Raw genomic sequence first — 11,437 nt, forward strand, 5'->3', positions numbered from 1 at the left:
ACTTCCCGAAAATCGTTGACCGGTCCCGGGGGCCGAACGAACGATCGTCGCAGCTGCGCCCTGCTCCCGGAAAGGATGGACTCGAGTGCGAAGGCTCTTCACCGCCCTCCTCGCCGCCGCGCTGTCGATCGCCGCCGCGATCGTCCTGGTGGTCACGGCGCAGCCCGCGTCGGCGGCCACGCTGACCCGCGTGACCGGCTTCGGCACCAACCCCAGCAACCTGAACATGTACGCCTACGTCCCGGACCACGTCGCCGCCAAGCCGGCGCTGCTGGTCGCCCTCCACTACTGCACCGGCTCGGCCTCGGCGGTGTTCAACGGGTACGCGCACGACTACGTCACCGCGGCCGACCAGTACGGGTACGTCATCGTGTTCCCCGAAGCCACGCGCAGCGGGCAGTGCTTCGACGTCTCCTCACCGCAGGCGCTGACGCGGGGCGGCGGCAGCGACCCGGTCGGCATCCTCTCGATGGTCGACTACGCCAAGGCGCACTACAACGTCGACCCCGCGCGCGTGTTCGTCACCGGGTTCTCCTCCGGCGCGATGATGACCAACGTCCTCGCCGCGGAGTACCCGGACGTCTTCGCCGCCGGCTCGGCGTTCATGGGCGTGCCCGCCGGCTGCTTCGCCACGACCGACGGGTCGAGCTGGAACAGCCAGTGCTCGGGCGGCCAGCTCATCAAGACCGCCCAGCAGTGGGGCGACCAGGCCCGCCAGATGAGCGGCGGGCGCAGCGGCCCGTTCCCGCGGATGCAGCTGTGGCACGGCACCGCCGACGACACCCTGCGCTACCCGAACTTCGGGGAAGAGATCAAGCAGTGGACCGACTTGCGCGGCGTCAGCCAGACGCCGTCGTCGACCGACGCGCCGCAGTCGGGCTGGACCCGCACCCGCTACGGCGGCACCGGCGTGCAGGCGCCGGTCGAGGGGATCAGCGTCCAGGGCGCCGGGCACTCGCTGCCGCAGAACGGGATGGTGCCGTACGCGATCGCGTTCCTGGGCCTGAACAGCGGTTCGAGCACGACCACCACGACGACGCCGCCCCCGTCCGGCGGCACCACGCTGGGCGGCGCGGCGGCCGCGACCGGACGCTACTTCGGCACCGCCGTCTCGGCGAGCAAGCTCTCGGACAGTGTCTACACGGGCATCCTGAGCCGTGAGTTCTCCATGATCACGCCGGAGAACGAGATGAAGATGGACGCCACCGAGCCCTCGCAAGGCCAGTTCTCCTACGCCGGCGCCGACCGGATCGTCGCCCAAGCGGCGAGCCAGGGCGCCCGGATGCGCGGGCACACCCTGGCCTGGTACTCGCAGCAGCCCGGCTGGATGCAGGGCATGGAGGGCTCGGCGCTGCGCTCGGCGATGCTGAACCACGTCACCCAGGTCGCGAGCCACTACCGCGGCAAGATCTACGCCTGGGACGTCGTCAACGAGGCCTTCGCCGACGGCAGCTCCGGCGCGCGGCGCGATTCGAACCTGCAGCGCACCGGCGACGACTGGATCGAGGCGGCGTTCCGCGCCGCGCGGGCGGCCGACCCGGACGCGAAGCTCTGCTACAACGACTACAACACCGACGACTGGAGCCAGGCGAAGACCCAGGCCGTCTACCGGATGGTCCAGGACTTCAAGTCCCGCGGCGTGCCGATCGACTGCGTCGGCTTCCAGTCGCACTTCAACAGCAACAGCCCGGTGCCGGGCAACTACCGGACGACGCTGCAGAACTTCACCGACCTGGGCATCGACGTGCAGATCACCGAGCTGGACATCGAAGGGTCGGGCACGACGCAGGCGGACAACTACCGCACGGTCACGAACGCGTGCCTCGCGGTCGCGCGCTGCACCGGGATGACGGTGTGGGGCATCCGCGACACGGACTCGTGGCGGGCCTCGGCCACGCCGCTGCTGTTCGACGGCAACGGCCAGAAGAAGGCGGCCTACACCGCCGTGCTCGACGCGCTGAACGGCGGGACGACCCCGCCGCCGACCACCACGCCGACGACGCCCACCACTCCGCCACCTGATGGCTGCACGGGGACGTACGCCAAGACGGCGGAGTGGAACGTCGGCTTCAACGGCCAGGTGACGGTGACCGGGTCGAACAACTGGGTGCTCACGATCACCTTCCACGCACCGCAGAAGGTCATCGGCAGCTGGAACTACACCGGCACCTGGGACAGCACCGGGTACGTGCTGACCGCGCGGCCCAACGGCAGCGGCAACGTCATCGGCTTCACCGTCGAGCACGGCGGGAACCTGACGGACCCGGCCGTGACCTGCTCGGCGGCCTAGAACAACCGGCCGACCTCGTCCGCGGGCGGTTCCTCGAGGCTCAGCAGGAACCGCTTGCGGGCGAGGCCGCCGGCGTACCCGGTCAGGCCGCCGCTGGTGCCGACCACCCGGTGGCAGGGCACGATGACGCTGATCGGGTTCCAGCCGTTGGCGTTCCCGACGGCCTGCGCGGCGCCGGGGTCGCCCAGCTCGGCGGCCAGCTGCCCGTACGTGCGGGTCTCGCCGTACGGGATCTTCGTCAGCAGCGCCCAGACCTGCTTCTCGAACGCCGAGCCGCGCGGCGCGAGCTCGAGGTCGAACTCGCGCCGCGTGCCGGCGAAGTACTCGCCGAGCTGGGCTTTCGCGGCTTCGAAACCGTCGTCGTCGCGCGGCCCGAGGTCGGTGAGGCGGGGCGTCCGGAGGTGGCCGTCGAAGTACAGCCCGGCCAGCGCCTCGCCGTCGCCGACCAGGGTCAGCGGTCCGATCGGTGACGCGATGACGGCGTGCTTCATGGCGCCCAGCCTACGGGTCAGCCCTGGCTGGTCTTCACCGAGAGCGAGTCGATGCTCATCTCGGCGCCGGGCGTGATGTCCGCACTCGGGGAGGTGCAGCCGCACACCTTGTTCGGGTAGGAGCCGCCGATCGCGACGTCGAAGATGACGAAGAAGCCGTGGTCGACGGCGGCCTTCCAGGTCGCGTCCGACACCTGGTTCTGCTTGACCGAGAACGTCTGGGTGCCGTCGAGGGAGAAGCGCAGCTCCTCGGCGGCCGCGTCGCGGCGGTCCACGACGACGGAGTAGGTGTGGTAGCCGTCCTGGCAGCCGGCGCAGTCCTGCAGGTCGCTGGTGATGCCGTCCGGGTCGTGGCACTCGCCCTGCCACTGTCCACAGTGGAAGGTGGTGGAGTGCTTGCTCAGCGCGTTGACGTCTTCCATGACGTCGAGCTCGCCGATGCTCGGCCAGTTCGTCGCGCCGACCGGGCGGGCGTCCGCGCCCATCGCCCAGAACGCCGGCCAGTAGCCGAGGCCGTGTTCGGGGGAGGGCTGCTTGAGCGTCGCGCTGATCTCGAGCTGACCGCCCGCGGGGGCGGCGAAGTCGGTGCGCTGCGTTTCGATCCGGCCGGATGTCCACTGGCCGTTCGCGTCGCGCAGCGGCTTGATCGCCAGGTGACCTTGGCCGTCGTGGTAGACGTTTCCGGTCGAGTTCGTGGCGGTCTCGATCTCGCCGGTGCCCCAGTTCGCCGCGCCGCCGGGGTAGCCGGTTCCGGTGTCGTAGAGCCAGTCCTGGGCGTTCAGGCCGGTGCCGGCGGCGCCGTCGAAGTCGTCCTGGAAGACCGTGGTCCAGCCCGCTTCGGCGTGGGCCGGGGCGGCGGTCAGGGCGAAGGACAAGGTTGCCAAGACGGCGGTGATTCGTCGGGCGGTGCGCATGGGTTCTCGCTTCCTTGGGGGAATCCGGTCGTCCACGACCTGCGAGGCCGTCCACTTTCACCGCCGGTCCGCGGCGGCGTCAAGGGATGTGCCCGGAAGTACCCGGCACGCGGTACCCGTGGGCAGTCCCGGGGGAGTCCGGTTTGGAATTTCTCCTTTCGGGGCAACGCGCGGGCCGGGTGCTGCGGTGGTCTGGACCTTCTTTCGAAGGGTTGCCAGGTAACGAAATCGTGGTCATAGTTTGTTGGCGTCCACAACGAATCCTGCGAACCGCCCTCGGACGTCCTTTATGGACTCCGCCGTCTCCTCACCGTGGAGGACACCATGATCTCCCGTCGCTCGTTCCTCGGCCTCACGGCCGCGACGCTCGCCACGGCAGTGCCCCTGGCGCGGTCCGCCTACGCCGCGACGCCGGACACGTTCGGCCTCAAGCTGGTGAACAACTCCGGCTCCGGAACCGTGTACGCGTACGTGACCGGCACGACCCCGGACGGCCGGCTGGTGCTGCTGCGCGCCGACGGAACGCCGTACTACCCGGCGTCGCCGTCGGCGCCGACGACCCCGCTGCCGGAGGACTGCGCCATCCCGATCGCGTCGGGAGCGCAGGTTTCGGTGCCCAAGATGGGTGGCGCGCGCATCTACGTCGTCACGGACGCGAAGCTGGACTTCTTCCTCGACCCGGGACCGAACCTGGTGCACCCGAGCTTCCTGAACCCCGGCGACCCGAACTACGGCAAGAACTGGTCGTTCAGCGAGTTCACGTTCAACGACACGCAGCTGTTCGCGAACATCAGCTACGTCGACTTCGTGGGCATCCCGATGGGGCTGTCGCTGACGTCGGGGTCCGGCACGTCGACGGTCGACGGGCTGCCGGCGGGTGCGCTGGACCAGATCGCGTCTTCGCTCTCCGCCTTGGGTGGCGAGTGGGCGGGCCTGGTGCAGACGGGCGGGGGCGGGAACCTGCGGGTGCTCTCGCCGCACCACCACGCGGCGCAGTTCGGCGGGTACCTCGACGGCTACATCGACCAGGTGTGGCAGAAGTACGCGGGCGCGGACCTGGTCGTCGACTCGCAGAACCCGGGCCTGGGGAAGTTCACCGGCCGCGTTTCGGGCGACCGGCTGGTGTTCGGCGCGGAGTCGTTCGCCAAGCCGTCGACGGCGGACGTGTGGAGCTGCGACAGCGGGCCGTTCGCGCTGGCGGCGGGAGCGAGCGACGCGCGCAAGGCGATCGTCCCCCGCCTGGCGGCGGCGCTGAACCGCACGACGTTGCTGGACAACCCCAACCAGCCGACGGACGAGGACCCGTCCCGCTTCTACGGCGGCGACGCGACGAACCACTACGCGCGGATCGTCCACTCGAAACTGCCGGACAACCGGGGCTACGCGTTCCCGTACGACGACGTGAGCCCGGGGCCGGACTTCAGCGGAGCGGTCTTCGCGGGCGACCCGCAGGTGCTGACGATCACGATCAACCCGGCCCACACCTAGAGGCAGTGCGAAAACTGTCGGTGGTGACGGCTAGCCTCATGGGCATGAACAAGGACGACGCGACGGTCCCGGCGGACCAGCTGACGAAGGGCCAGTGGTTCTGGCACGAGCCGGCGCCGGGCCTCCCCGCGTGGCAGCTGCAGGTGACCTCGGCGGAGCTGCTGGGGGATTCTGTCGAGATCTTCACGACGGATGAGGAGAGGGAGCTGGTTTCCTACCCTCGGGGCCGGTTGGTGCGGTTGGCCGAGGTCGCTTGAGGGGGTTGTGAGGTAGGACACTCCGGGGGCCGGGGGCCGGGGGCCGGGGGCCGGGGGCCGGGGGCCAGGGGCCAGGGCCGAGGGCTGCGGGGCTGGGGTGAGGGCTGCGGGCCAAGCCGAGCCGGGGGAGAGCGGTGGCGGGGCGGGCCCGGGAGAGTCTTGGGTCGGCTGGGCCGCGCCGGAGTGTCTTGCGGAGCTCGCTCCCTGTGTAAACCCTCGCGGTTCCGAGGAATGTGCTCATCGCGGCTCGTGGCTGCGCGCCTGCTACTCCAGGCCAGCCTCCGCCGCCCCGCTCCGCGCTTCAGCGCGGGGCGGTCGCATGTCGGCTGGGATTTCGCCCGCCCCGGCGGTGACCTTCCCTGTCAAGCCTCTCCGCGAGTCTTCGCGTGAGCGTGTCCCCAGTGTGTTCCGTGCTCAGGCCGGGTTCTCGTCCCTCAGCGCCGCCGGGCGCCACGTCATGCGGACCGTTGTTCCGTTCTCTCCCGAGTCGATGTCGGTCTGGTCCGTCACCTTCTCGATCAGCACCAGGCCCCGGCCGCCCGAGGTGCGCAGTCCCGCCTGGTGGGGGCGCGTTGCCGCGATTCCGCAGCCGGTGTCCGTCACCGTCACCGTTACCGCGTCGCCTGCTCGCTTCGCCTCGAGGCGGGCCCAGCCGTTTCCCCGCGGGTACGCGTGCGTCGCCACGTTGGCCAGCGCCTCGTACGTCGCCAGCGTTATGTCGTGCGTGCTGCCCGGGTCGAGGGGCAGCTCGGCCAGCCACTGCGTCAGCTTGCGGCGCAACCCCGCCATCTCGTTCGGCAGGGCGGGCGCCAGTTCTTCGAACGTCGAGGTGACCACGGCTCCACCGCTCGTGCGCATCGGGGACGTGGTCCCGGTTTGGTCGGCGTCGGCGCTCTCGCCGGTATCGACGCCAGGTTCCGGGGTATGTCGATACACGATCCACTCCCATCGTCAGCCTCGGGTTCCCCCGCTTCACGGGCTTCTCTTCAGACCTACCCACCGCGACGACGTCTTACCCGTTGTGCTTTGCGTGATGTCGCGCTAACGTAAAGGTGCTCCTCACGGATGCCGGCCCCGCGGCCGCCCGGAGGAAGCTCTCGGATCCAGGCTGATCGGCCTTCTTCCTCATTTCACCGGTTCCGCCGTTCGCGCGGACCGGTCACCTCATCAGGAGACACCCATGTCTTTTCACGGAATCCTTGACACATCCGGAAAAACCCCGTTCGTCCGCACCGGCTACCGGCCGGCTCCGGACGACGTCGCACTGCCGCTTTCCCTTGTCCGCAAGCACAAACTCCGCCCGGGCGACGAAATCACCGGCACGCCAGAGGAAATCACCAGCGTCAACGGCGCCGACCCGGCGGAACCGCGCCCGCACTTCGCCGACCTGGTGCCGGTGCACCCGGACGAGCGCCTGCTGCTCGAAACCACCCCGGCGCGCCTGCTGCCGCGCGTCATCGACCTCGTCACGCCGCTCGGCAAAGGCCAGCGCGCGCTGGTCGTTTCGCCGCCGAAAGCCGGGAAGACGACCGTGCTGCGTGAGATCGGTCACGGCATCTCGGTCAACCACCCGGAATGCCGGCTGATGGTGCTGCTCGCCGACGAGCGGCCGGAGGAGGTCACCGAGCTGCGCCGGACCGTGCGCGGCGAGGTGATCGCGTCCACTTTCGACCGTCCGCCCGCGGAACACGTCGCGGTCGCGGAACTCGCGGTCGAGCGCGCGAAACGCCTGGTCGAGCGCGGCGAAGACGTCGTGCTGCTGCTCGATTCGCTGACGCGTCTCGGCCGCGCGTACAACCTTGCGGCCCGCCCGTCGGGGCGCACGCTGTCCGGCGGCGTCGACGCGGCCGCGTTGCAGCCGATGAAACGCATCCTCGGCGCGGCCCGCAACCTCGAAGGCGGCGGCTCGCTCACGATCGTCGCGTCGGCGCTGGTGGAGACCGGTTCGCTGGCCGACACGGTGTTCTTCGAGGAGCTGAAGAGCACGGGCAACGCGGAGCTGAAACTCGACCGCAAGGCGGCGGAGCGCCGCACCTTCCCGGCGGTCGACATCCCGGGCTCCGGCACCCGTCGCGAGGAACTCCTGGTCACGCCGGGAGAACTGGCCGCGATGCGCGAGGTGCGCCGCGCGCTGCAGGGTCCGCACGCGATCGAGCAGCTGCTCGACCAGCTCCGCAAGACGGGCTCCAACGCGGAGTTCCTCCTCCGCGTATCGGGCGCAGCACTGCCCGCGGCGGCTTGATTCAGCTGTCCCGGCGTTCCCGGAGCTCGCCAATTACCTTTTGTCCGACGCCACGGGCTTCATCGGCGCTCTCGGGCGGATCGCCTTCGCCGGTCTCGTAAAGGTTGTCGTCCGCCCGGCCGGGATCAGGAGTGCCGGGCCGCGCGATCTCGGGTTGTTCGTTCGGTTGGGACATTCCCGGCTGATACCCGCCGCACCGCGAGGCCAACCCATCACCGAGGCGGCTGATAGGGAGTGGCGCGTGGATAGGACGCCCGCGATTCAGAGCGGCAACGAGAAAGCCAAGCCCCACAACGACAATGATGAGCGGCCCAACACCCGGCGAAGAGACTCAGCGCCCACGCGGACCGCTCGCCGCCTGAGGACAAGACACGCGCGAGCTGACCTTGGTCACCGGTCGGATTACCCGCTGCCTGCCCATAAGCGCGCTGCGGATCACCGCGCGCGACCGAAATCGCAACAGCCGGTCGGACTGCTTACCCGCCGCTTGCAAGACGACCGGGCCCCAGCTGACCACCCAGCTGCTTCCTGCCTCGCGCGCCGCCGACCTGGCCTGGCCTGGCTCAGCCGACCGCCCCGGCTCCTTCCCGCGCCCGCAACCCGGCCCCGCCGCCCCCAGCCGGTCAGCTACCGCGCCCAGTGGCCTGCTGCAGCTCATCGATCCGCGCCGAGGCCTGCGCCTTCGTCAACCCCTCCGGCACTTCCTCCCCGGCCTCCTGCGCCAAAGTCTGCAGGTATGACTTCTGCGGCCCGGTCATCGGCTCGTCGCCGGTCGTCCAGTCGCTCGGGTCCTTCTCCGGGTTCGGTTCCACCTGATCGGTCACGACATCCTCCAATCGAACACCTGTTCGCCTGACTCCGACTCTAGCGCAGGGGTACGACAATCGCCGGTCACGAGCCGGTTGGTGGGGTCGACGGCGCGCCCGCCTCGTGGCCTGGCCTGCCGTGCGTGCGGCGGTCGGCCTTCATCTGCTGTTCGTGCAGGTGGCGGCGTCCGTCCGTCAACGACTCGAGCAGCGATCGCTCGAGGTCGCGGCACGCCTTGTAGTAGCCGTCGTCGTACTCCTCGACAACCTGGAACGTCCACCGATCGGGTAGCACGTTGAGCCCGATCAGCTCCTCCGAGATCCGCCGCGCCCAGTCCGCGTGGCCGGCCTTCTCGAGCTTTTCGACGGCTTCGCCGAGGGCCAGGTCCGCGCTTCCGGTCAGCTGGTGGAACGAGTAGAGGTGCCCGCGCGCCCGCTCGATCGTCTCGAGCGCTTCGGTGACTTTGCCGACGGCCTCGACCGTCGCGGCGTCGTAGTTGTCGACCATGCGCGGAAGGTGCCCCGTTCCGCGATTTCTACACCTCGCGGAACGGGGCAGCCGGTCACGCGGTGGGCCGCGTCGCGCCCGCGTACTCGCTCAGCAGCGGCGAGATCTTGACGACGTCGCCGCTGGTCGGGGCGTGCACCATCTTGCCGTCGCCGATGTACATCCCGATGTGGGACACGGGGGAGTAGTACGCGACCAGGTCGCCCGGCTGCAGCTGGCTGCGCGACACCGGGGTGCCGAAGCCCGCCTGCGCCGACGACGTCCGCGGCAGCGAGATCCCGGCCTGCTTGTACGCCCACTGCATCAGGCCCGAGCAGTCGAACGTGCTCGGTCCGGTGGCGCCCCACACGTACGCGCTGCCCAGCTTGCTCAGCGCCGCGTCGACCGCCTTCTGGGCCGCCGAGCTGGGCGCCTTCACGCTCGGGGGCGTGCCGCCGGTGTCCTTCTGCGCCGCCTTGTCGGCGGTGCTGAGGGTGCGGCTCTGGGCCTCGATCTGGTCGATCTGGGCCTGCAGGTTCTTCTTCTTGCCTTCGATGTCCGACGCGAGCTTGGCCGCGGCGTCCCGGGCGTCCTGCGCCCGCTTCGCCGCGTCCGTCGCGGCCTTGTCGGCGGCCGTGGCCTTGTCGGCCGCGCCGCTGAGGTTGTCCATCGCGGCGTTCTTGTCGGTCGCGATGACCTCGAGGGCCGCCGAGCGGTCCAGGAAGTCCTGCGTCGACGTGCCGGCCAGCAGCGCCGACAGCTTGTTCATCTGGACGCCGCTGGTGAACGACGCGCCGGCGAACTTGTCGACCTGCGTCTGGTACTTCCGCTTGGCCTCGATCGCCTGGGCACCGGCGTCCTTGGCGGCGGTGGCGTCGGCGTTGGCCTTGTCGAGCTGGCCTTGCTTGGCGGTCAGGTCGTCCTGCGCCTTGAGCAGGTCTTCGTTGAGCTTCTCGGCTTGCGCCGCGAGCTCGCGGTACTTGGCCAGCGCTTCGGAGCCGGTGGGCGGGGCCTGGAGGACGGGGATGGGGGCGGCGGTGGCCGTCGGCTGGGCCATGGTGACGACAGTGATCACCGAGGCCGCGGCGAGGGCACCTGACACCACGCGCTTGACGGGATGCGAACGCATTCTCGCGCGGGTCTCCTTTGCTGATCGGCCGCCGTCGGGCACCGGTGGCGAGTCGGGGGCCTCGCCCGTGTCCGGCGCGCGCTCGACCGCAACAGGTAGAGCCCGCGCTGGGGGTCCGGTACCCGGCAGGGGGTATCGGCGGCGATCTCGCGTCGCCGTCTCATCGACGACCGGGGGCCGCGAGATCTCGAACAGGTTACGAAAGGAACACGGGTACGTCCAGCGCCAGCCCCACGCAACTCTGTGTGACGGCAAGAAACACGGCTGGACCAGTGGAGAACGGATCGGCTGTGGCTGGGATTACACGTCGTGACGCCGAGCCGAATGCCGCTTTTGTACGTCCCTTGTATCCGGTGGGGTGATCCTCGGGGCCGTACTGATTCCGACCAGTGGAGGACAGGGATGTTCACGAAGGCCGCCGTGCTGACGGCACTCACCGCAGCGGCGTTCGCCGTGGCCGCACCGGCTCAGGCCGCGCCGGTGGCCACGACGGCGCTGCCCACGGCGAACATGGAGGCCGTGCTGAAGGCGGCCCAGATCGACCCGCGCCGCGCCGACGACACCCAGACGCCGGGCGCGCACGACAGCGTCCTGCTCGTCGAGCAGGCGCTGCAGGCGAAGGGGCTGCTGGCCTCGACCTACGTCGACGGCTACTTCGGCACCACCACGATCACCGCGTACTCGCAGTACCAGAAGTCGCTGGGCTACACCGGGATCGACGCGTCCGGGCTGCCGGGCAAGACGTCGCTGGAGAAGCTGGGCGAGGGCCGGTACACGGTGACGAACCCGGTTTCGGCGGGCAGCCACGTGACCTACCACGGCGTCACGCTCAACACGCGCACGAAGGCGATGCTCGTGGCCGCCGAGGGGATCTTCGGGTCGTCGGTCAGCCTGACGCAGGGGTCGTACAACCCCGGCGGCGTCGACGCTTCGGCCGGCACCCACGACGGCGGCGGCGCGATGGACATCTCGGTGTCCAGCCTGTCCTCGACGAGCCGGACGAACCTGCTGAAGGCGCTGCGCAAGGTCGGGTTCGCCGCCTGGCTGCGCACGCCGGACCAGGGTTTCGCCTACCACATCCACGCGATGGCGATCTCCGACCCGGACCTTTCGTCGGGGGCGCAGCACCAGACCGGTGACTACTACCTGGGCATGAACGGTCTCGCCGGCCGCGGCGCGGACGACGGTCCCGCGGTCACCAAGGTCACCTGGGAGGAGTACCAGCGCGGCTGACCGCACGGGAATTGGGGCGTGGGGGGGGGGGGCCCCCCACACCACAAAAAACTGGGGAGTTGTGGGGTGGTGGGGGGCCCATCACCCAAACACCAAACAG

General features: G+C 69.9%; 12 protein-coding genes. 5 read left to right on the top strand and 7 right to left on the bottom strand.

What is annotated here, in order from left to right:
• Window positions 1-85 precede the first annotated feature (85 nt).
• Window positions 86-2,290 (top strand): PHB depolymerase family esterase, encoded by a 2,205-nt coding sequence (locus ACIRSS_RS22675; RefSeq protein ID WP_400897957.1) that lies wholly within the window; start codon window positions 86-88, stop codon window positions 2,288-2,290.
• Here the strand turns inward: ACIRSS_RS22675 and ACIRSS_RS22680 are convergent.
• Complete coding sequence (locus ACIRSS_RS22680; protein WP_372665745.1) at window positions 2,287-2,781, bottom strand: methylated-DNA--[protein]-cysteine S-methyltransferase; 495 nt, start codon at window positions 2,779-2,781, stop codon at window positions 2,287-2,289. The genes ACIRSS_RS22675 and ACIRSS_RS22680 overlap by 4 nt on opposite strands.
• A gap of 17 nt (window positions 2,782-2,798) precedes the next feature.
• Window positions 2,799-3,695 (bottom strand): glycoside hydrolase family 16 protein, encoded by an 897-nt coding sequence (locus tag ACIRSS_RS22685; RefSeq protein ID WP_400897959.1) that lies wholly within the window; start codon window positions 3,693-3,695, stop codon window positions 2,799-2,801.
• 324 nt (window positions 3,696-4,019) lie between these two features.
• On the opposite strand from ACIRSS_RS22685, the gene ACIRSS_RS22690 reads away from it, so the two are divergent.
• Window positions 4,020-5,183, top strand: coding sequence for a glycoside hydrolase family 64 protein (locus ACIRSS_RS22690; RefSeq protein ID WP_400897961.1), 1,164 nt, complete (start codon window positions 4,020-4,022; stop codon window positions 5,181-5,183).
• 44 nt (window positions 5,184-5,227) lie between these two features.
• Complete coding sequence (locus tag ACIRSS_RS22695) at window positions 5,228-5,440, top strand: hypothetical protein (protein ID WP_400897963.1); 213 nt, start codon at window positions 5,228-5,230, stop codon at window positions 5,438-5,440.
• 414 nt (window positions 5,441-5,854) lie between these two features.
• On the opposite strand, the gene ACIRSS_RS22700 is transcribed toward ACIRSS_RS22695, so the two are convergent.
• Window positions 5,855-6,298 (bottom strand): ATP-binding protein, encoded by a 444-nt coding sequence (locus tag ACIRSS_RS22700; RefSeq protein WP_400897965.1) that lies wholly within the window; start codon window positions 6,296-6,298, stop codon window positions 5,855-5,857.
• Window positions 6,299-6,620: 322 nt separating this feature from the next.
• On the opposite strand from ACIRSS_RS22700, the gene rho reads away from it, so the two are divergent.
• Window positions 6,621-7,682: a transcription termination factor Rho gene (gene rho / locus ACIRSS_RS22705; protein ID WP_400897967.1), complete on the top strand. Its 1,062-nt coding sequence runs from the start codon at window positions 6,621-6,623 to the stop codon at window positions 7,680-7,682.
• Window position 7,683: 1 nt separating this feature from the next.
• On the opposite strand, the gene ACIRSS_RS22710 is transcribed toward rho, so the two are convergent.
• From ACIRSS_RS22710 to ACIRSS_RS22725, 4 genes are all read right to left on the bottom strand, one after another.
• The gene (locus tag ACIRSS_RS22710) at window positions 7,684-7,857 is read right to left on the bottom strand and encodes a hypothetical protein (protein ID WP_400897969.1); all 174 of its coding nucleotides are present in this window, start codon (window positions 7,855-7,857) and stop codon (window positions 7,684-7,686) included.
• A 448-nt stretch (window positions 7,858-8,305) separates the two neighbouring features.
• Window positions 8,306-8,506 (bottom strand): DUF3072 domain-containing protein, encoded by a 201-nt coding sequence (locus ACIRSS_RS22715; RefSeq protein WP_400897971.1) that lies wholly within the window; start codon window positions 8,504-8,506, stop codon window positions 8,306-8,308.
• A gap of 67 nt (window positions 8,507-8,573) precedes the next feature.
• A complete protein-coding gene (locus ACIRSS_RS22720) occupies window positions 8,574-8,996 on the bottom strand; it encodes a hypothetical protein (protein ID WP_400897973.1) in 423 nt (140 codons plus the stop codon).
• Between the two features lie 55 nt (window positions 8,997-9,051).
• On the bottom strand, window positions 9,052-10,104 hold the full coding sequence (locus ACIRSS_RS22725) for an NlpC/P60 family protein (RefSeq protein ID WP_400897975.1): 1,053 nt from the start codon (window positions 10,102-10,104) through the stop codon (window positions 9,052-9,054).
• A gap of 402 nt (window positions 10,105-10,506) precedes the next feature.
• Between ACIRSS_RS22725 and ACIRSS_RS22730 the strand changes: the two genes are divergently transcribed.
• Window positions 10,507-11,337, top strand: a complete 831-nt coding sequence (locus tag ACIRSS_RS22730) for a peptidoglycan-binding protein (protein WP_400897977.1) — start codon at window positions 10,507-10,509, stop codon at window positions 11,335-11,337.
• The last annotated feature ends 100 nt before the right edge of the window (window positions 11,338-11,437 follow it).

Origin of the sequence: Amycolatopsis sp. NPDC101161 (assembly GCF_044768185.1) — a bacterium.
Taxonomy (GTDB): domain Bacteria; phylum Actinomycetota; class Actinomycetes; order Mycobacteriales; family Pseudonocardiaceae; genus Amycolatopsis.